The sequence below is a fragment of the Anabaena lutea FACHB-196 genome (genome assembly GCF_014698305.1).
GTDB lineage: Bacteria > Cyanobacteriota > Cyanobacteriia > Cyanobacteriales > Nostocaceae > Anabaena > Anabaena lutea.
Genome location: NZ_JACJST010000038.1, coordinates 1 through 18,476, shown reverse-complemented (window position 1 = coordinate 18,476; position 18,476 = coordinate 1). Strand labels below are relative to the sequence as shown.

The window sequence follows — 18,476 nt, the reverse complement described above, 5'->3', positions numbered from 1 at the left end:
ACCACCTTGGCGGTTGCTATAAAATATGATTCGTTAGTTAGATTGGCTTTATTTACATAGCTGAGTTTTAGTTGAATTATAAATAAATGGTAAGTCAAATCCCCAAAGAAATTAGCCCACGTCCCTTTTTAAAGTGGGCTGGGGGTAAAAATCGGTTAATTCCGCAATATAAAGCTTATTTTCCCCAGCATTTTCATACTTACTATGAACCGTTTTTAGGTGGAGGGGCTGTTTTTTTTCATCTGCAACCAAATCAAGCAATTTTAACTGATATTAATGCTGATTTAATTACTACTTATCGTTGCGTTAGAGATAATATTGAGGAATTAATTGATCTACTACAAAAGCATAAAGACAGACATACTAAATATGATCGAGATTATTATTATGAAGTGCGTTCCTATCCTGAAGGCACAAATTTAGAAAAAGCGGCTCGGTTTATTTATCTGAATAAAACTTGTTTTAACGGTCTTTATCGGGTCAATTCTCAAGGTAAATTTAACGTGCCTTTGGGCAGATATAAAAATCCTGGTATTTGCCAGGAAGATGTTTTGCGAATTGCATCACAAGCACTTTCTCAAGCAGAGATTCAACAAGCTGATTTTACCGAAGTCTTAAATTATGCGACTAGCAGTGATGATTTTGTTTTTTTTGACCCACCATATCATCCTGTAAGTGAAACTAGCAATTTCACAGCTTACAGTCGCTATGCTTTTGCTGAAAGTCAGCAAGTTGAATTAAGGGATGTATTTGTGAAATTAGCTGAACGTGGTGTAAAAGTTATGCTATCTAATTCAGATTGTAAATTTATTCGTAAGCTTTATAATAGTTTCAATATTCATACTATATCAGCAGCTAGATCAATTAATTCCAATGCTAAAAAGCGGGGAAAAATTACTGAAGTATTAGTAACTTCATATTAAATATGATTGTTAGACCAGGCAATAAAGGAACTTAAATTATGAACTGCGAGCAAATTCTGATTATACCCAACTTGTTTGGTTAACCATGATATGGCTTGTGGTTTCATACCTCCACCATCAATTAATACGATTGCTGCGGCTGGATAACAATCTTGAATATTTAAATTTAGATAAGGGAGTTTTTCGTCAACGGAACCGCTAGTTTGCTGCCATTTACATTCAATAATCAGTCCTGAAGAAATTGATTTGGAACCAATAATGTAAAAGTCTACAGTTATTTCGCTACCATAAATTCCTTTGCCAACATGAACCTGCTTTGCATATCTTTTGATGATGTTATTCGAGTTTAAAAGACATTCAAGGCGTTTTTTTTCAGGTAAATCAGAACCCACTTGGACATATTTGTGTGCCAACAAAGTCCCTTCTACAGCGTTTTCTAAGACATTACCAGATGTAACTGCTTTTCCACCCTGAGTCATATTTATCCTGATTATCTTCAAAAGGGTTCCTAATCTTAGGATTCCTTAGAAGGGACAGGAAATTGTCGAGTATAAGAATTTTTGATGAGATAAATCAATCAAAAACTAGAAATATTATAGTAATTTTGTACTCAAAAACAAATGTATTGATATAAAAATAAAGACTGTAGAGGAAATGATGTGGTCAGATGTGAAAAAGGTCAAACCAGGGGTATTAACTGGTTATGATCACCGCCTTCTTCTCTAATTCTCCCGTTACTGGGGGAGAAATAGAGGAGATTTTTGTGTTGTAAAAACAGGTGTATAAAGTGGATTAGGGCTTCAGATAAATTGAGTGATTTCAGCTTGTCTTCAGCAGGTTTTAACTTCAGCATGACCATTGCGAATAGCCCATGCTAGTTCTAACATTTGAGTCCAGCGCTTTTGTAACTGTTTGGGGGTACATTGGACAGCTTTTGCGATCGCTTGATCATTCTCAAGAGCAGTTTTCAGATTAAAGATTTGCTGTTGCTGTTCTGTGAGTTGATTCCAGAAAGTATCCCACTGCTGGGAAGATAAACCCAACTTATGTTCCAAACCAGCACCTAACCATTGATGTACTAATTGCCAATGGTGTTGTTTGGCAAATTTTTCCACATGGTATTTAAAGCGTTGTTGCAAATAATCGCGCTGACGGCTAGTTAAGCCTAGAATTTGGTCAATTTCCGGTGCTGAGAGGTCTTGCAGCTTAAGAGACAGGTAATCCATGCAATCAGATTGACCTTGGGATTCCAGATATTTCATCAATTCTGTAATCACGCGATCGCGTTCCGACTCTTCAGATGGATCAAAATTAGGTTTAGCAACCATTTGCGACCTAATCTGCTGCACCGCCAAATTACGTTGATAAGATTCTGCTTCTTCAGTCTTAGCCGAATCCACAGCCATCTCAATATCTACAGTAGTTTCTTGAGGCTGACGGCGAGCAAAACCTTGAGCGCGTAATACAATCAATTGTTGATTAGCACCACCAGGTAAATTAATCCGGCGTTTAGCATACTGCTCTGTAAACGCCATATACTCAGCTAGTTGTAGCTGAGTACGAGGTGTGTAATCTTCTGGTAATTCATTTTCCCGACGAAAAGCTTTAATCGCTTCGATATAAAAAGCTTGGAGAAAATCTTCAATCAGATTGTAACGAGCTTCAAAACCTAATTCTGAGCCGGCAACTGTAACGTGGCGATAAACAATAGCACCGAGACTGCTATGTAATTCCACACGCCCTTGTCTTGAACCCAATTGGTAATAACGCAAGCACTTTTGTATTCGATGTCTTGCTAAAGTAATCTGCCAAGACCTGATTTGCCCAGAAGTTTGGATGCGAGAGCTTTTATCACAAATGCGTTCTACTTCTTTGGCTATGCGCTCGGCTATAGCTTGCACACACCCAACAGAAGCTTTAACTTGAGTCTGCAATTCCTGACCTAGCAGTTGTACTAAAGTATCAGTGTTACCATCTGATAAGTCTTCGGTCGAAACATCGCTGTCAAAAGCAGGTGTAGAATTTGGCAGATTGACGAGGTTAGCTTTCATGACTTTTCCTGAAATTGGTATTGCACCTTAACTAAAACGCAGACACAGTACTTAAAGCCAGTTCTAACTGGAGAATCTTGCTTCTATTCATCAAGACCCACCACAGATATTGCTCACCTATAAGACTGTAGGAAATTTCAAAAGTTAAGGGCCTGTCAATTGTGTCGCTTTTTTTATCAGCAACTAGATCAAATTTGAGACATAGGTCTTTGTGGAGTGGGAAAACTAATCTCAAGCAAGGGAATGCCCAGATTTTTCGCCATCCCGTGTTCCCCAGTCCCCGCGCCTGTGAGTAGGAAAATTTCAAAACAGGAGTATGTTTATCACAATTTCCGAAACAGATGATTGCACTTGTAAAGCTCTCTTATTATACCCAAGCTGCTGCTGCTTCCCAACCTAACCCCCTCCGTGTAATTACTGGTTCTTCATCCGTCAAGTCTAAAATGGTAGACACTTCAGAAGTCGGCTCTTCGCCCGTGTCTATAATAATATCTACCAAGTTATCCAAACGGTCAAATAGCTCTACCCGCGACAGAATAGAATCTGGATTAACTCCAACTATTCCATCGTCTACATCGTTTGGTGGTAAATGTGCCGAAGTGGAAATAATCGGATTTTCTAACGCTTCCAGCAATGCCAAACAGACAATATGATTTGGCACTCGAATTCCCGTCGTTTTACGCTTGGGATTTTGTACCAGTCGCGGTACTAACTTGGTAGCAGGTAGCAAAAACGTGTAGCTTCCTGGTATCAACCGCTTCATAATCCGATAGGCTGTATCACTTACGAAGGCATAAGTCGCCACATTAGAAAGGGAGGGACATAAAAAGGTCAGTGGTTTATCATTCGCTAACTGCTTAATTTGCCGCACTCTTTCCACCGCCGACTTGGCATTCAAATCACAACCAATTGCATAGACTGTATCAGTAGGGTAGAGCATGATAGCGCCACTAGAGAGCGCCAACTTTATTTCATCTATTCGGCGGTTTTGAGGATTATCAGGATGAATTGTGAAAATTTTTGCCATAAAAGATGCTGAGGTTGAGATTGGGACTTTTGCATTGGCAGGAAAATAGTAACAATGGGAGGAAGGGGAGACGCGGAGACGGGGGAGACGCGGAGATTGGGTACTGGTTTTTCTCCAATGACCAATGACCAATGACCAATGACCAATGACCAATGACTAATAACCAATGACTAATTTATGAATAAAATCGCTTATCTTCAATGTCCAACAGGTATTTCCGGTGATATGTGCCTGGGTTCCTTAGTAAGTCTAGGTGTTCCCGTAGAGTATTTAGTGGCAAAACTCAACAATTTGGGAATTGAGCAAGAATACCAATTACGGGCAGAACTTGTTCATCGTCAAACTCAGCAAGCAACCAAAATCCACGTAGATTTATTACATCACCACCACCACCACCACCACGAACACAATCACCAACATGGTCGCCACTTACCAGAAATAGAGAAAATGATTCTCAAAGCCAAGTTGCCATCACAGGCACAAGCTTGGAGTTTAGCTGTATTCCGCCAGTTAGCATTGGCAGAAGGGGCTGTCCACGGCATTGAACCAGAAAAAGTTCATTTCCATGAAGTGGGTGCTGTAGACGCGATTGTGGATATTGTCGGTACTTGCTTGGGGTTAGATTGGTTGGGTATCGACAGCAATCAGGAAGGATTACCTCTCATATACTGCTCACCATTTCCCACTGGTGGGGGAACTGTTCGGGCTGCACATGGGCAAATGGCAGTACCTGTACCCGCAGTATTAAAACTTTGGGAAATGCGGAGTTGTCCAGTTTATAGCAACGGTATTGACAGAGAACTGGTGACACCGACCGGGGCTGCGATCGCTACTACTTTAGCAAGAAGTTTTGGTTCACCACCGCCAATTACCCTCCAAAAAGTGGGACTAGGAGCAGGTTCCCTTGACTTACCCATCCCCAATATACTACGCCTCTGGCTCGGTAAAACTACGAATTTACAGACAAATATTCCTGATTTTGCAGATACTAGTCCACATTTAGAAACAATTTCTGTACTAGAAACCCAAATTGATGACTTAAATCCCCAAGCTGTTGGTTATGTGTTTGAGGCTTTATTTGCAGCTGGTGCGCTGGATGTCTTTACTCAACCGATAGGAATGAAAAAATCTCGTCCAGGGATTTTGTTAACCGTCATTTGTCATCCAGAACAATTGGCCAGTTGTGAAGAGGTTTTATTCCGCGAAACTACTACTTTAGGAATTCGTCGAACTTCTGGACAACGCCACATTTTACAACGGGAAATTCAAGAAGTGGAAACACCTTATGGCATGGTGCGTATTAAAGTGGCGTGGCAAGGAAAAACAGCAGAAAACAAAGAAAAGAATATTACTAATGTCCAGCCTGAATACGAAGATTGTGCAGATTTAGCACGAAAACACGATATTCCCTGGCTGGAAGTTCAACGCCTAGCTTTACAGACTTGGTATTTGGAACAAAAATATGATCAAAAAAACGCAGATAAACGCAGATAATTTATTTGTCGGTGTTGGTTAATTAGGGCATTATTTAATCATCATAGGGTGGGTATTGCCCACCCTAAAATCGGGAATTAACGTGAATTAACGTGAATTATATTTAATCAGCGTCTCTTACAGTCCTTCTTACTGCTTGACTAGCATCCTCGGCTGTGCTTTGAAGATTTTTACCAATATCTTCAGTGCCGCGCTGCACATTCTTTGTCAATCCTTTAGCAGCATTGCCAACATTTTCCTGAAGATTTTCTACTCCTCGCTGAGTCCCCTTGGTTACACCTTCTCGCAATTCTTCGGCAGAACTTCCTACATCTTCACCTAAGTTTTTTACTCTTTCTCCAAAGGGTGTTCCTGAACGATAATTGCGGACATATTGCTCAGTACTATCAATTCCCTTGGTTTCAACGTTTCTCTGAGCATTTTCTATTAGCTCATCTGCTCTTTCTTTGGCTGCTTTTTCTGATTTTTTCGCTCTGGGATCTACATCACTAAAGTTGTTCATCCCTCCTTCATAGGGAGAAAGAGGATAATCTTTTGTGGGATCATATCTTTGCACATTTGGCGGTTGTCCCGCTGGTTGGGGTGGTTGTCCGGCTATGGTGGGACGATTACAAGCTTGGACTAAAAACAAAAAACTTGCTGCCAAAAATACCGTTAAAATTCTCAGTGGGCGCAGATTCTGCAAACTAGTAATTACTCTTTTCATGTTTTCTTCCTTGTATTTTGTTGTCTGACTTAAAAAATCAAATTCTATTTGCCTACGGCTGGATTTTTTTGTAATTCAGGTCTAGCACTTGCTTCATCGCCTTTTTCTTTTAAAAATTCTGAAGCTTTTTCAACTGACTCTGTTACAGTTTCCATTCGCTTTTGAATGCGAGTTTTTAAATCTGGTTCACGCTGAATTAATCCACCTGGTTCAGGATGTTTGAATTCTTCTTCTGTGATTATTGGTAATTCTGCCTCTTTCCTAACTCTACCGGCAGGCGTTTCTGCTCCAGGATAAAGAATTTCAGATTCCTTATGTGCGGCTATTAATAATTGTGACTTTAAAGGTAAACTAGCTTGATCATCCTCTGATTTCCTTGATTCAGTAGTTACTTTTGGGTCTGTAGACATTCGCAAGTTTGTATATTTGTCGCTACCACTCTTATAAGGATTATTTGCTCCACCTGCTTGTACAGGAGTATTTTTGGGATTTGCACCTTGAGCATTTACTCCACTACAAGCCGTACTAACTATCAACAATATTCCCGCTAAAAAGATAGTTAAAATCTGGCGCATTTGCAGCTTTTTCAAGATGTTTATCAAACTTTTCACTTAGTCCTCCTTATCCAGGATTAAACTTCAAATCGTCGTTTTCGCCAAAGACTTAAGTTATTAACATCAACAACACCTACCAATTTTAAAAAACATATAATTAAACAACCTCTAGCGTAGGTTACATTTTACTTCTGAGAAAATTATAATTTTATCTAACTAGAGAGAGAGATTATTTAATATAATTATTTTGGGCAATTTAATCATTAAATTCCACCAATATTCAAAATAATGAAGAGAATTTTACGTTGGTTTATTTTGGGGGGGACGCTGTTTTTTTTAGGAAAAGCACTGAAGGATAATTGGCTAGAAGTAACTTCTATCCATATTGATGCGGCAGGATGGGCAATTTTAGCAATTGCTACAGGTATAACTTTACTTGCACATATGTGGGCTGGTTGGATATGGACTTGGGTGTTGCAAGAGTTAAATCAACCTGTATCATCTGCTCAATTTATCCAAGTTTATCTAAAAACGAATATTGCTAAGTATTTACCTGGCAATATTTGGCATTATTATGGACGAATTTTAGCGGCTAAAAATGCTAATGTCTCTGCTGGTGCAGCAACTTTAAGTGTTCTGCTAGAACCGCTACTCATGGCGGCGGCGGCTTTAATTACTGTTGTTTTATTCGGTAGTCAATTTGCAGTTAATAATACTAATTTGGGAGTAAAAATTCTGCAATTGCTGAGTTTAGTTGTGGTACTTTGTGCGGTTCATCCTTGGGTTTTGAATCCAGTAATTCGCTTTTTATATAGATTAAAGTCCAAAAAATATAATTCTGAAAATCAGCCTATTAGTAGTTTAAATATTCAACGCTATCCTCTAAGACCTTTGTTGGGAGAATTAGTTTTTTTAGGACTGCGTGGAACTGGGTTTATATTAACTATGTTTGCGCTAAGTTCGTTAAACTTGAGCCACATTCCTTTATTACTGGGTGCTTTTAGTTTTGCTTGGGTTTTAGGTTTGGTTGTTCCCGGTGCGCCTGGTGGAATAGGCGTGTTTGAAGCTACAGCACTAACAATTTTACAGTATCACTTCCCTACTGCTTTAGTAATTAGTGCGATCGCTCTCTATCGTCTCATTAGCATTCTTGCAGAAATCGCCGGCGCTACCTTAGCTTCCCTCGACGAACGACTGGCTAATTAGGGTATGTGGAGAAAGTTTTACCAAAAAACTGGGTCTAAAGCCCCGTCCGGAGACGGCTTTCTGATAGAATGCTGGAAGCAGACAGGGCATTGTCTGTTGGGCGAGATAGTGTAAGACGGTATGAAACTGCAACTGTTGTTTGAACCCAGAATCCCCGCCCTAAAAGTGCGGAGAGTATGTCAAAAATCTGGATGGGAGAGGAGATACATTCTGGCTAAAATAGCTTCATTCCACTCCACTACCCACCACCATGCTACTATACACCCCCAAGCACGACTAGGTAGGTGGGCTTTTGGTGCTGTTAAATTACAATCAATGTCTTTGTAGTTTAACCATTTTTTTGATTGTTTCCATCCTATTTGTTCACAAAAAGCTTACCAATTTTTTTGATAATCTTTTTGTGTTCCTCCTAAACTTTGATAAATCTGTTTTTGGATGGAAAAGCCAAAGTGACCATTACTGTATTTTAGCCATAATTTATCAATTGTTAGCAGCTTTGCAAGGGGAAATTTTTTAATATCTTCTAATTCTAAAACACCTTCTTTTTCTCGGTTGGCTATTTTTAGGATTAGTCTTGCTGTTTCGTAGTCTGCTTCTTTCCAGTTACCTGTTGCTAATAGTGTATCTAGTTTTTGATAGTCAGCGCCTGTTGAGGAAGCTAATGGATTTGTATTCATATCTAATTGAGTAAATTCTAGCTTAAAAAACTTTCATTAATATCAAGAGGAACTTGTTGAAAACACCAAATCAACCAAACCGAACAATTTAAAAAAGCTTACTCCCAAAAATGTTTGTGTAGATTGTTAAAATTAAATCAACTAACCCAGAGCCAAACTGACCCCAAGCAACTGCAAACCGTAGGAGATAACGAACCATGATCGCAGCCAAAGAAAATTTCCCCACCCTAACTCCCGAAGAATATTTCACTTGGGAAGAAAAGCAACTAGAAAAACACGAACTGATCAACGGTCAAGTTTATGCCATGAGCGGCGGTAGCGTCAATCACGGTCGTATTGCTATCCGCTTCACCTCCATGTTTGATGCCCATTTAGAGAATAGTGGTTGTATAACTGGGAATTCTGATATCAAGGTTAATATTGTCGAGACAAATAACTATACCTATCCAGATGCGAGTGTAACTTGCGATGAACGAGATAAAAATACTTCCAACTATTTTACCTATCCCTGCTTAATCGTTGAAGTTCTCTCAAAAACTACCGAAGCCTACGATCGCGGTAGCAAGTTCAGAATGTATCAAAATAACCCCGTCTTGAAAGATTACCTATTGGTTAGTTCCACCAGCATCGAAATCGACCTGTATCACAAAAATGATGCGGGACAATGGATGATTATTAACTATGGAGAAGGCGACATCATTGAACTAAAGAGCATCAATCTCAGTTTCCCCATTGAGCAAGTCTATCGCGGTTTAACCCTTGAACCAGAGAACGGGTAATAAAACATAAAACAAAACACCAGCAGAAAATACTCTAGAACTAACCCTTTTAAGGTATGAAATATGGCAACCAACACTATCTCGATAAGCGATATAAGCCTTGTACAAGTGCGTTTAGTTGAGGTACGCGATACGGGACATATCAATGTAAATGATCGGCATTTTTCGCTCAAAGCGGGAGCAAGCATTGATATTACTCCATCCCTTGGTGAGGGTATTAATATTATCACACTCGTTGTTAATACAAACTCTATCAAAGATGATCCCTTAAGGTTGCTGGGTAGAAAGTGTGAGTGGTTGGGACGATTTGAGGTTTATTTAGATGGAGCGATCGCTGGTTCGTATTCAAAACAGGGTGCGTATATCATAGGGGGAAAGGAAAATATTATTGCATCCATAGAGGTAAACGTTACAAGGGATGTAAGTAAACCCACAGTTATGCAGCTTATCAATTAATTGCAAAGAGTGCAGGGCATAACTGATGCGAACAAAACAGATTTTTCTAAGTCTCATCCTCATCTCGTTTTCAAAAATGGCGTAACCATTAACACCTGGAAAAATTACGCAGGCGTTGATCATGTTTTTATTGCTGATCGTTCAGGAAAATGTGTCTATGGAGGATATGTTGGGTGGATACACTCGAAATATCTAGAAATCGCTCTTCAAACACTGCACAACGAGTTAAGGGAGCATATTGTCTAAGTTTTTACTGTTGTTTTCCGGGTTAAGAATTACCCAAAAATCAGGAGTCATAAAAATGTTATCGCTCACCCGCAAACGATAAAAAACTTCGATGTGATATGCGCGATAGCGTATCCCTGACGGGACTCGAAGAGATAGCTGACCGAAGGTATCGCTCATTAGCATCTTAGCTGAAATCGCTGGCGCTGCCTTAGCTTCCCTACATTAGGTATTAGCATCCAGATCAGTTACCAGTTAGCAGTTAGCAGTTATCAGTGAGCTATGAACAGTTTGGTGTATGAGAAGGCGTATAATTTTGCTATCAGGATTGTCAATGCTTATAAATATTTGACTCAAGAGAAAAAAGAATTTATTTTATCAAAACAATTGATTAGAAGTGGAACATCAATTGGAGCAAATATTGCGGAAGCAAATGGTGCTATATCAACAGCAGAATTTTCTGCGAAAATTTCTATTGCTTACAAAGAATGTCTTGAAACTAAATATTGGTTGTCTCTTTTAAAAGACACAGGGTATATTGATGAAAAAGCATTTAACAGTATCTACTACTAAAATGCCGAAGAGATATCAAAAATCCTTTTCTCAATCCTCAAGAAAACCAGAATTTCTGATAACTGATAACTGATAATGGGGGTGGGGGGACTTGAACCCCCACGACCGTTTAAGGTCAACGGATTTTCATTCTTCCGCAGCTTTCACTGCTGCCTTGTTACTTGAGCAACTTTAGGCTTTAAGAATTGGACTCTCCCTTTACCCTCGGCTTTACGTTAGGGTAGCTCCCGTCGAGTCTCTGCACCTTCCCTGAATTTTGGATTTAGAATTTTAGATTTAACTCCAAAAATAAAATCTCAATTATTAATTTTCTGGGCTTGGCTCAGGATTGCCATATCTGTAAACAGATTTAGGTTTCCCTGAATTTGAGAGCTTCCACTTGAAAGATTTCTCTATCAAGGCTCAGTTTTCTAAGTCCGTAGCGTCTACCATTCCGCCACACCCCCAAGGGTTTCTGAATCTGGAGGTAAAAAACCTCCTCATCTATTCCACCATCAATTGCGTCTTTTGTGCAAGTAGTTTTAAAATTTTTCTTTTCAAATACTACTTTTTTTCATTTAGCACCTAAATTAACTACTCATGTTGTGAGTTTTTTAACCTAGACACTTGGCCGCGTTTGAAGGCGAAATTACATTATATCATAATCTTAGCTGTTTTTTCCAATTATGACAAGTAGTTGGAAAATTTATTTGCTTTCCTGGCAAAACCCATGAATGATACTTCCCTTGGTTTAGCTATTCAGCATATCATGAGGAGTAGACGCACCAAATAGTCTTCTCAAATCCGACAAAGAATTATGGTTGTAGCGCTACTGTATCTGATTTTAGCCGGAGCTTATCTTCTGGTAGTACCAATGGTTGTAATGCTTTATCTAAAGCTGCGTTGGTACACAGCAAGCTCTGTAGAGCGTGGGTTCATGTATTTTTTAGTGTTCTTCTTCTTTCCGGGTTTGTTGCTGCTCTCCCCGATTGTGAATTTGCGACCCCGGCGTAGACAAATTGTTTAATTTAGATTGGTAGGTCATCATTCTCATGCGACGCATTGATGCAATCGGAATTGGCTTGGGTGTTTTTGTAGCTGGTGGCTTGGCTTATGCAGGATTGCAGCTAGTCGGTTTAGATGGTCAAAATGCTGGTATTTGGAGCCAATGCTTACTGGTTGTTGGCTTGATAGGCTGGTTAGCCACATATCTTTTCCGAGCAGGGGGTAAAAAAATGACCTACCATCAACAACGGGAAGAGTATGAAAAAGCTTTCCTGCAAAAGCGACTAGATGAACTCACTCCTGAAGAATTAGCAAAAATTCAAGCTGAAATAGAATTAGGTGACAGGTGACAGGTTACAGGGAAGATGGGAAGATGGGAAGATGGGGAGATGGGGAGATGGGGAGATGGGGAGATGGGGAGATGGGGAGATGGGGAGATGGGGAGATGGGGAGAGATTGTCCCTATTCCCTGTTCCCTGTTCCCTGTTCCCTGTTCCCTGTTCCCTGTTCCCTGTTCCCTGTTCCCTGTTCCCTGTTCCCTTCTTCTGACCAATGACTGCAATTTCTCGTTGTTTTGAAACCCTGAAACGGAATCAAGAGTGCGCTCTGATTCCGTTTATTACTGCCGGTGATCCAGATTTAGAAACCACAGCTAAGGCTTTACAAATTTTAGATCGCTCTGGAGCGGATATTATAGAGTTAGGTGTTCCCTATTCTGACCCTTTAGCAGATGGGCCAGTGATTCAAGCGGCAGCTACCCGCGCTTTAGAACGGGGTACTACATTGGATCAGGTGCTGGAAATGCTACAAGCAACTACTCCTAGTTTAAAAGCACCAATTATTTTATTTACCTATTACAACCCAATTTTACATAGAGGAATTGAAAAGTTTCTCCAACAAATTAAGGCAGCTGGTGTAGCAGGTTTAGTAGTTCCTGATTTACCTTTAGAAGAGGCAGGAGGCTTGTTGCAACCAGCTAGTGAGGTGGGGATAGATTTAACTCTGTTGGTGGCTCCTACAAGTTCTGCCCAGAGGATTGAAGCGATCGCTCGTGCTTCTCAAGGATTTATCTATTTGGTCAGTGTGACTGGGGTAACAGGAATGCGATCGCAAATGGAAAGCCGAGTTTCCGATTTACTCACACAAATTCGCAACGTTACAGATAAACCTATCGGCGTGGGCTTTGGTATTTCTGACATAGAACAAGCTCGTCAAGTCCAGGAATGGGGTGCAGATGCCGCAATTGTCGGTAGTGCAATTGTCAAGCGGTTAGCAGAAGGAACACCAGAAGAGGGACTCAGTGCGATCGCTCAATTTTGCCAAAATCTGAAGACAGCTATCAAAACGGCCTCTTGATGATTTGGAGAAAGTAGATTAAAAAGTATAACAGCGTAGTTTTTTTATCATCTATTAGTGGACAATTTGACTGATATAGTCTTGAATATTAACAGCACATACCAGGCTGAAAAAAAACTACCTGATAAATATGCTTATAGTTTGAGTCTTATATAAGTTGAAGTAGGCAATCAATTATGAGTGTGAGAGTGAGTCAGTCAAAGTTAACTTATGCTGCCGTCGTGGTTAAGGGGTAAAAGCGATGAGTGAAAGTATGGCATTTATCGGCGGAGTTGCTGTAGCTGGTCTGGCGGCTCTCCTATTACTAAAAGGAACAAATACCCCTATACAATCTAACTTCGCTGCTGCCCCACAAATGCCCACCACGTTTGTAGCGCCCCAGCTAATGCAGCAACCTGTGCAGTATCCACCTTACGGGCAACCAGTATATCCCAATCAACAACCAGTAGCACCCAATTCTGACCAGCGTCTGGAAATGGAAAAGCTGAATATGCAGATGGAAAAGTTGAAAAGCGACAACCAACAGTTAGTGTTGCAAAACCAACAACTTCAGCTGCAAGCCCAAAATTTAACCCAGAAGCAGTGGGAATCAGCCCAACAGTTCAATCAACAAAAAGTAGCTGCACTACCACCTGAACAAAATCCTTGGTGGTCTTCACCCATAGTTTGGGCAGTTGGTGGGGCGACACTAACTATTGGTGGTGGCGTTGTGGTTGCTGGTGTCTTGGCTTTGTTTTCTCCAAAACAGCATCGTCCTACCCGCACTGTGCAGGTAATTCACCCCTACAACGGACCTACACCACCCTTAGCGACTGTTCGACGGGCTGAATTTTTACCTTCCACCCGCACAGAAGCTAGACGAATGGAAACAGCAGAATACGACGAACTACACTAAAAAATTCAAAATTCAAAACTGAATGTTGCATTTTATAACCATCAGCTAAAAGCGGGTTTAGACAAAATATCTGTAGATAGTAGATATTTTGTCTACCCGCCCAATTTTTTGTGTTTTTAAATTTGTCGAAGCTGTACTAGTGTAGGCTGGCAGAAATAACTGACCATTAAAAATTCCTAAAAAGCTTGTGTAATCTGCTTTTTAAATTTGTAATTTGTAATTTGTAATTTTTAACTAATTCAGGGGGTTTAAGTCCCTGACTTCTATAAGCGGCAAGTATGTTATGCGGAGTCTCAATCTCCGTTACAAAACTTAATTACGAATTACGTTGGCGGTAGCCTGCCGGAGGCATTATTACGAATTACGTTGGCGGTAGCCTGCCGTAGGCATTATTACGAATTACGAATTATTTTAATTTTGCCCTGCGGTGGTTGGTGTGTCAGTCTTAGCTGGTTCTTCTGGGGAAGTAGTTTGATTACTTTGGTTATTTTTATGGGGAAGAGCCTGTTTAGCGACATTTTCTGCTGCTTGTTTAAACATTGGTTCTAATTTATCTTGCCAGTATTTGATATTGGGTAACTTTTCTGGATGATCTCGATAAGCTAGAACTTTATCCCATTGGCCGTTATCAATAGCTTGATTAATTTCATTAGCTAATGCTTCTGCTTTTGCCCAATCTTGTTGCCATTGATTAATTGTCTGGACTGTTTCTTTGATTCCTGAAGCAGCATTAGCAGGAATTGATCTGAGTATAGCGATCGCACCGGGCAAATCTCCTGACTCAAACTTCTGTCTGGCTTTTTCGACAATTTTCTCCTTATCCGCATTAGCACCGGCTGTTTCTGGTTCAGAAGTTGATTGTGCTGATGTTTCCGGCGCAGGAGTAACGACAGGAATAGGTTTTGGTTGAGGTTTGGGAATTGGTCGAGATGCAATTAAGGGACTATCTTCCACAGTTTGAATAGAAACACCTTGATCCCGTAAGCAAGCGATCCATATATCTTCATTGGTGATCACATCCGAGTGCGCCCAAGCCAAACGTCCAGATTTAAGCTTAACTTGTATCCAACCTCGTTTTGTCCGCTTACCAGTCACATCAAACCCACTGTCCTCACCCACAGTTTTCAAAATATTATCAGAATTAATTGCACTCGGTTCAGAACGGATATTAGAATTAGCCGCCACCATAGCCGAGCAGTTTTTAGCTGATGTGCTGTTGTTCCCTGTCCAATTAGCAGCTACATTTTTCACATTGGGATATAAATTTGTGACCAAAGCAGCTGCACCACCTGCCAATAAAATGCCAATTAATAAGGGTAATGGATCTGGTTGGCTAGAAGAGTCGTGATGAACAGGTTTACTAGCCACTGGATTAGCGGGAGCAATAGCCACTGTATGCTGCTGTGAAAATACTTGAGACAGAGGTTTGGGAGGTTGGTAGCTAATTTGTTTGGGAGACTCTGAATGTATGGAAGATACAGAAGTAAGATTTAGCAACTCTTTACAGGCTTGCAGTGCTTCCGTAGCAGTTTGGTAGCGGTCTTTGAAGTGATAACGTACCATCTTGCTGAGGATTTCTGCCAAGCGGTAGTTAACAGGAATGAAATGTTGCCAGAGGATTTCACCTGTATTCGGATCTTCTTGTAATTGCTTGGCTGGGACTCCCGTTAATGCTTGAATAGCAATAATACCAAGGGAATAAATATCACTATTGGGACGGGGTTTACCTTGTCCTTGTTCAGTAGGCATATAGCCCGGTGTACCAATAGCTACTGTAGCGGTGAGTTGTCCCCCAGCGGTAACTAATGGAGAACTTAATTGTTTGACTGCCCCAAAATCTACTAAAACTAATCTATAGTCAGCAGCGCGACGGATGATATTATCTGGCTTGATGTCGCGGTGAATTACACCTTCTTGATGGACAAATTCCAAAATACCCAAAACTTCTAGCAACAGTTGCATAACCTGGGTTTCACTCCAAGGTTGGCCGGGTATGAGTTCCTCATTCAGGGTATGTCCGTCAATATATTCTTGAACTAAGAAAAATTCTTGGTTTTCGTCAAAATAAGCCAGTAGTCGGGGTATTTGGTCATGATTACCCAGTTTTTCTAAAGTTTCGGCTTCGTTGTTAAATAACCGTTTAGCAGTTTCAAAAATTTTGGGGTCAGTGCTGTTAGGTTTGAGGTGTTTGACAACGCAGATGGGATGACCAGGCCGCCTGGTATCTTGGGCAATATAGGTTTGACCAAATCCTCCCGTTGCCAAAATGCGTATGACTTGGTAGCGATGGTCTAATAATTTGCCTATCATATTCCCTCCCCAGTTTTAACACCTAATTTTCCAGATGGTAGTCAATATCTCCAAATTTTCTTCCAGGAAATCCGCTATCTTGAGAAAAGATTTAGACTAACAACACACTTTTTGAAGAAAACCTACAAATTTTTACTTTTTGTTTAGTATCTCTGTTAATTAGCAATGCCACCTAAGATAACAAACTCCAATACATGGCAGCAAGCTGAACTCCTCATGCAACCTGCTTTTATTCGCATTGTCGATAATATTCGCAAGCATCTGGATACCTCTTCCTGGAAAGGAACTTACCATGATGTGCTGATCTGGCCATCTAACATTACTGATGAAACGAAAGCTTTGGTCAATCAGTTGTTGACAGCTATGGAAACTGCTACACCGGCACAGGCAGAGGAAATTAAGGAGACTCTTGCTCGTTTGCCTATGCCCCATCCAGGATACCATCTGCGCTTGCAACGTCAAGAGCAGCAAATTAATGTAGATTTGTGGAATATTTGTTACCAAGTATGTTTTTTAAATTACGGTTGTGAAAATTCCGCAGTGGATATTGACACTAGTTTAATCGATGAGTCGGGAGAAGTGGATTGGCAGAATTTGGAAAATAAGACGAAGGAGTTAGTTAAGCAGGTATTTGATAGTTTACCAGAGGGATGAAGCTTGGGGGGTGTGGTGTTGCAGGTGCTGTGTGAGATGATACAGGATTTTTGGTGGTGTAAAAATAGAGTCAGCAGAATAGAATTCACTGACTCTACAAAGTAGATCATAATTTTTTGGGATAAATTTAGGCAGCAAAATCTTCAAGTTGGTTTTCTCTCATGCTGATTTTATCGCCATGTTTGCTTAAATCTGTTGGTTTTGACTGTGCTTTTAGTTTGGACAAAAATCCTTCCATTCCAGGAATTTCTAATTGGTGGAATGTATTTTGATTTTCTGGACTCAGAACCCATATATCTTCAACGGCTTTTAGAGTAGTTAGGGTAGTTTCTACGCTTGTTTTATTCTCAGCCAGAAATTTTTCCATCCCTGGTATTACTAATTGAACAAATCTAGAATTATCTTTCATGGGTTTACTCAAACGCTACTGTACATATCATGCTCATTACGCAGATACGCAGGTCAAGGGACACCCTTAAACAAAATTTGAGTACGCGGAATACGCGGAATACGCAAGTTTGACTAAATGCAGTATTGTAAAACCTTGGAATAGGAAGCAGTTTGAGGAAATTTACCCTTAAACTAAATAACAGTACGCACAATACGCACAATACGCAGATGGGGTAAATGCGTTTATAAAACCTATGAATAAGAAGCAGTTTGAGGAAATTCTAGAAAAGTTCAAAAAAGCACCAAAGAAAACTGAGGTGTTACAGTTGGTGCTGAATGGACGTACTAATGCTGAAATTGCTCAGTTAAAGGGAGGTCATAAAGGAACTGTACGCAAGCAAATTTCTAATATATATAAAGACTTTGGTATTGAAAGTGAATTTCCAGGAGATAAAGATCAGAGAGATAAGTTAAAGGCTTTATTTTGCCAGCACAAACCTGAGTGGGTAAGTAATGATTTTTCTATCTCTACAAATGAGCAGATAAACCAGTTGGAAAATATAAATAATAATGTAATTTCATTAGTTCCATCAGATGGGGAATTAGTTGCAGAAGTTGAAGAAGATTTGATGTCTTTAGCTATCAGAATTCTGGAACAGATTGGGTTTGGTGAAATATTTAAAATGAATAGATCACCGAATTGGGTAGGTTATAGACCTAACAATCCTAAAACAGCAGATCAACGCTATCAAATATTTATTAAAAAGCATATGTGGCAGTTACTTTTTTATATAAATAAAAATATCTTACAACCATATTTACTCAATTTTAAATATTGGGTATATCTAGGTGATGGTAATTGGGATACAGAAATAGCAGGAATATTCTTAGTAATACCCAGCAAAGAAAATCTGTTTCTCAGTTCACTTGAACCTAAGTATTGGAATATATTAGAAGTGGAAGGTAAAACTGTAGGTGATGTTTATTTAAATGACCAAAACAATCCAGAATTTTATGATAATAAAACAGAAGATACAACTCAAAAATGTCTTAATGGATTTAATAAATATGATCTGAGTAACAGCGACAGGGGAGCAACGCGATTTTGTGAGGTAGGGCAAAAAAAGTGCGATCGCCAAGTTAAAAACAGGCATCACTAAAAAATCTTTACCGTACAAAAAAATGATTTTACACATAACAAATAAATAATATTACT

General features: G+C 39.8%; 22 protein-coding genes. 13 read left to right on the top strand and 9 right to left on the bottom strand.

Features of this window, described 5'->3' with window-relative positions; all coding sequences use genetic code 11:
• The first annotated feature begins 86 nt into the window (after nucleotides 1-86).
• Nucleotides 87-923, top strand: a complete 837-nt coding sequence (locus H6G59_RS25500) for a DNA adenine methylase (protein WP_190720387.1) — start codon at nucleotides 87-89, stop codon at nucleotides 921-923.
• Here the strand turns inward: H6G59_RS25500 and H6G59_RS25495 are convergent.
• The 3 genes from H6G59_RS25495 to H6G59_RS25485 form a co-directional block, all read right to left on the bottom strand.
• Nucleotides 920-1,402, bottom strand: a complete 483-nt coding sequence (locus H6G59_RS25495) for a PD-(D/E)XK nuclease superfamily protein (RefSeq protein ID WP_071191289.1) — start codon at nucleotides 1,400-1,402, stop codon at nucleotides 920-922. The two genes, H6G59_RS25500 and H6G59_RS25495, sit on opposite strands and share 4 nt — an antisense overlap.
• A 351-nt stretch (nucleotides 1,403-1,753) precedes the next feature.
• Nucleotides 1,754-2,974, bottom strand: coding sequence for a HetZ-related protein (locus H6G59_RS25490; RefSeq protein ID WP_127052430.1), 1,221 nt, complete (start codon nucleotides 2,972-2,974; stop codon nucleotides 1,754-1,756).
• A gap of 367 nt (nucleotides 2,975-3,341) precedes the next feature.
• The gene (locus H6G59_RS25485) at nucleotides 3,342-4,001 is read right to left on the bottom strand and encodes an L-threonylcarbamoyladenylate synthase (protein WP_127052431.1); all 660 of its coding nucleotides are present in this window, start codon (nucleotides 3,999-4,001) and stop codon (nucleotides 3,342-3,344) included.
• A 177-nt stretch (nucleotides 4,002-4,178) separates the two neighbouring features.
• Between H6G59_RS25485 and larC the strand changes: the two genes are divergently transcribed.
• A complete protein-coding gene (gene larC / locus H6G59_RS25480; protein ID WP_190720384.1) occupies nucleotides 4,179-5,495 on the top strand; it encodes a nickel pincer cofactor biosynthesis protein LarC in 1,317 nt (438 codons plus the stop codon).
• A gap of 103 nt (nucleotides 5,496-5,598) precedes the next feature.
• Here larC and H6G59_RS25475 read toward each other — a convergent pair whose 3' ends face one another.
• Together H6G59_RS25475 and H6G59_RS25470 are read right to left on the bottom strand one after the other, a co-directional pair.
• Nucleotides 5,599-6,201 carry a hypothetical protein gene (locus H6G59_RS25475; protein ID WP_190720381.1) on the bottom strand — a complete coding sequence of 201 codons (603 nt, stop codon included), beginning with the start codon at nucleotides 6,199-6,201 and terminating at the stop codon, nucleotides 5,599-5,601.
• Nucleotides 6,202-6,245: 44 nt separating this feature from the next.
• Nucleotides 6,246-6,812 carry a DUF6658 family protein gene (locus H6G59_RS25470; RefSeq protein ID WP_190720379.1) on the bottom strand — a complete coding sequence of 189 codons (567 nt, stop codon included), beginning with the start codon at nucleotides 6,810-6,812 and terminating at the stop codon, nucleotides 6,246-6,248.
• A 231-nt stretch (nucleotides 6,813-7,043) separates the two neighbouring features.
• Between H6G59_RS25470 and H6G59_RS25465 the strand changes: the two genes are divergently transcribed.
• Nucleotides 7,044-7,961 (top strand): lysylphosphatidylglycerol synthase domain-containing protein, encoded by a 918-nt coding sequence (locus H6G59_RS25465; protein ID WP_190720376.1) that lies wholly within the window; start codon nucleotides 7,044-7,046, stop codon nucleotides 7,959-7,961.
• A gap of 374 nt (nucleotides 7,962-8,335) precedes the next feature.
• Here H6G59_RS25465 and H6G59_RS27140 read toward each other — a convergent pair whose 3' ends face one another.
• The gene (locus H6G59_RS27140) at nucleotides 8,336-8,638 is read right to left on the bottom strand and encodes a GUN4 domain-containing protein (RefSeq protein WP_199332162.1); all 303 of its coding nucleotides are present in this window, start codon (nucleotides 8,636-8,638) and stop codon (nucleotides 8,336-8,338) included.
• A 197-nt stretch (nucleotides 8,639-8,835) separates the two neighbouring features.
• On the opposite strand from H6G59_RS27140, the gene H6G59_RS25455 reads away from it, so the two are divergent.
• Both H6G59_RS25455 and H6G59_RS25450 read left to right on the top strand, forming a co-directional pair.
• The gene (locus H6G59_RS25455; RefSeq protein ID WP_190720362.1) at nucleotides 8,836-9,417 is read left to right on the top strand and encodes a Uma2 family endonuclease; all 582 of its coding nucleotides are present in this window, start codon (nucleotides 8,836-8,838) and stop codon (nucleotides 9,415-9,417) included.
• A 63-nt stretch (nucleotides 9,418-9,480) separates the two neighbouring features.
• Nucleotides 9,481-9,873, top strand: coding sequence for a hypothetical protein (locus tag H6G59_RS25450; protein WP_190720359.1), 393 nt, complete (start codon nucleotides 9,481-9,483; stop codon nucleotides 9,871-9,873).
• Nucleotides 9,874-10,098: 225 nt separating this feature from the next.
• Here the strand turns inward: H6G59_RS25450 and H6G59_RS25445 are convergent, their stop codons facing one another.
• Nucleotides 10,099-10,278: a carbohydrate porin gene (locus H6G59_RS25445; RefSeq protein ID WP_339328008.1), complete on the bottom strand. Its 180-nt coding sequence runs from the start codon at nucleotides 10,276-10,278 to the stop codon at nucleotides 10,099-10,101.
• A 102-nt stretch (nucleotides 10,279-10,380) separates the two neighbouring features.
• Between H6G59_RS25445 and H6G59_RS25440 the strand changes: the two genes are divergently transcribed.
• The 6 genes from H6G59_RS25440 (at nucleotide 10,381) to H6G59_RS25415 (ending at nucleotide 13,906) form a co-directional block, all read left to right on the top strand.
• Nucleotides 10,381-10,671, top strand: a complete 291-nt coding sequence (locus H6G59_RS25440) for a four helix bundle protein (RefSeq protein ID WP_190720353.1) — start codon at nucleotides 10,381-10,383, stop codon at nucleotides 10,669-10,671.
• A gap of 781 nt (nucleotides 10,672-11,452) precedes the next feature.
• Nucleotides 11,453-11,677 carry an NAD(P)H-quinone oxidoreductase subunit L gene (ndhL, locus tag H6G59_RS25435; RefSeq protein ID WP_339328009.1) on the top strand — a complete coding sequence of 75 codons (225 nt, stop codon included), beginning with the start codon at nucleotides 11,453-11,455 and terminating at the stop codon, nucleotides 11,675-11,677.
• Nucleotides 11,678-11,702: 25 nt separating this feature from the next.
• Nucleotides 11,703-12,005: a DUF3007 family protein gene (locus tag H6G59_RS25430; protein ID WP_190720351.1), complete on the top strand. Its 303-nt coding sequence runs from the start codon at nucleotides 11,703-11,705 to the stop codon at nucleotides 12,003-12,005.
• Nucleotides 12,002-12,211 (top strand): hypothetical protein, encoded by a 210-nt coding sequence (locus H6G59_RS25425; RefSeq protein WP_190720348.1) that lies wholly within the window; start codon nucleotides 12,002-12,004, stop codon nucleotides 12,209-12,211. The genes H6G59_RS25430 and H6G59_RS25425 overlap by 4 nt, the downstream gene beginning before the upstream one ends.
• The gene (gene trpA, locus H6G59_RS25420) at nucleotides 12,208-13,011 is read left to right on the top strand and encodes a tryptophan synthase subunit alpha (RefSeq protein ID WP_190720345.1); all 804 of its coding nucleotides are present in this window, start codon (nucleotides 12,208-12,210) and stop codon (nucleotides 13,009-13,011) included. Before H6G59_RS25425 ends, trpA begins: the two co-directional genes overlap by 4 nt.
• 241 nt (nucleotides 13,012-13,252) lie before the next feature.
• Nucleotides 13,253-13,906, top strand: a complete 654-nt coding sequence (locus H6G59_RS25415; protein WP_190648330.1) for a heterocyst differentiation related protein — start codon at nucleotides 13,253-13,255, stop codon at nucleotides 13,904-13,906.
• 411 nt (nucleotides 13,907-14,317) lie between these two features.
• Here the strand turns inward: H6G59_RS25415 and H6G59_RS25410 are convergent, their stop codons facing one another.
• Nucleotides 14,318-16,216, bottom strand: coding sequence for a serine/threonine protein kinase (locus tag H6G59_RS25410; protein WP_190720342.1), 1,899 nt, complete (start codon nucleotides 16,214-16,216; stop codon nucleotides 14,318-14,320).
• 165 nt (nucleotides 16,217-16,381) lie between these two features.
• Between H6G59_RS25410 and H6G59_RS25405 the strand changes: the two genes are divergently transcribed.
• On the top strand, nucleotides 16,382-16,870 hold the full coding sequence (locus tag H6G59_RS25405) for a hypothetical protein (protein ID WP_190720339.1): 489 nt from the start codon (nucleotides 16,382-16,384) through the stop codon (nucleotides 16,868-16,870).
• A gap of 127 nt (nucleotides 16,871-16,997) precedes the next feature.
• On the opposite strand, the gene H6G59_RS25400 is transcribed toward H6G59_RS25405, so the two are convergent.
• Nucleotides 16,998-17,279, bottom strand: a complete 282-nt coding sequence (locus H6G59_RS25400) for a hypothetical protein (protein ID WP_190720336.1) — start codon at nucleotides 17,277-17,279, stop codon at nucleotides 16,998-17,000.
• Nucleotides 17,280-17,514: 235 nt separating this feature from the next.
• Here H6G59_RS25400 and H6G59_RS25395 point away from each other — a divergent pair, with 235 nt between their 5' ends.
• Complete coding sequence (locus H6G59_RS25395) at nucleotides 17,515-18,420, top strand: helix-turn-helix domain-containing protein (protein ID WP_190720334.1); 906 nt, start codon at nucleotides 17,515-17,517, stop codon at nucleotides 18,418-18,420.
• Nucleotides 18,421-18,476 lie beyond the last annotated feature (56 nt).

Bases quoted from the DNA above. Each gene is read 5' to 3' on its own strand.
- H6G59_RS25500 (WP_190720387.1), top strand. From the start codon at position 87: ATGGTAAGTCAAATCCCCAAAGAAATTAGCCCACGTCCCTTTTTAAAG.
- H6G59_RS25495 (WP_071191289.1), bottom strand. From the start codon at position 1,402: ATGACTCAGGGTGGAAAAGCAGTTACATCTGGTAATGTCTTAGAAAAC.
- H6G59_RS25490 (WP_127052430.1), bottom strand. From the start codon at position 2,974: ATGAAAGCTAACCTCGTCAATCTGCCAAATTCTACACCTGCTTTTGAC.
- H6G59_RS25485 (WP_127052431.1), bottom strand. From the start codon at position 4,001: ATGGCAAAAATTTTCACAATTCATCCTGATAATCCTCAAAACCGCCGA.
- larC (WP_190720384.1), top strand. From the start codon at position 4,179: ATGAATAAAATCGCTTATCTTCAATGTCCAACAGGTATTTCCGGTGAT.
- H6G59_RS25475 (WP_190720381.1), bottom strand. From the start codon at position 6,201: ATGAAAAGAGTAATTACTAGTTTGCAGAATCTGCGCCCACTGAGAATT.
- H6G59_RS25465 (WP_190720376.1), top strand. From the start codon at position 7,044: ATGAAGAGAATTTTACGTTGGTTTATTTTGGGGGGGACGCTGTTTTTT.
- H6G59_RS27140 (WP_199332162.1), bottom strand. From the start codon at position 8,638: ATGAATACAAATCCATTAGCTTCCTCAACAGGCGCTGACTATCAAAAA.
- H6G59_RS25455 (WP_190720362.1), top strand. From the start codon at position 8,836: ATGATCGCAGCCAAAGAAAATTTCCCCACCCTAACTCCCGAAGAATAT.
- H6G59_RS25450 (WP_190720359.1), top strand. From the start codon at position 9,481: ATGGCAACCAACACTATCTCGATAAGCGATATAAGCCTTGTACAAGTG.
- H6G59_RS25445 (WP_339328008.1), bottom strand. From the start codon at position 10,278: ATGAGCGATACCTTCGGTCAGCTATCTCTTCGAGTCCCGTCAGGGATA.
- H6G59_RS25440 (WP_190720353.1), top strand. From the start codon at position 10,381: ATGAACAGTTTGGTGTATGAGAAGGCGTATAATTTTGCTATCAGGATT.
- H6G59_RS25430 (WP_190720351.1), top strand. From the start codon at position 11,703: ATGCGACGCATTGATGCAATCGGAATTGGCTTGGGTGTTTTTGTAGCT.
- trpA (WP_190720345.1), top strand. From the start codon at position 12,208: ATGACTGCAATTTCTCGTTGTTTTGAAACCCTGAAACGGAATCAAGAG.
- H6G59_RS25415 (WP_190648330.1), top strand. From the start codon at position 13,253: ATGAGTGAAAGTATGGCATTTATCGGCGGAGTTGCTGTAGCTGGTCTG.
- H6G59_RS25410 (WP_190720342.1), bottom strand. From the start codon at position 16,216: ATGATAGGCAAATTATTAGACCATCGCTACCAAGTCATACGCATTTTG.
- H6G59_RS25405 (WP_190720339.1), top strand. From the start codon at position 16,382: ATGCCACCTAAGATAACAAACTCCAATACATGGCAGCAAGCTGAACTC.
- H6G59_RS25400 (WP_190720336.1), bottom strand. From the start codon at position 17,279: ATGAAAGATAATTCTAGATTTGTTCAATTAGTAATACCAGGGATGGAA.
- H6G59_RS25395 (WP_190720334.1), top strand. From the start codon at position 17,515: ATGAATAAGAAGCAGTTTGAGGAAATTCTAGAAAAGTTCAAAAAAGCA.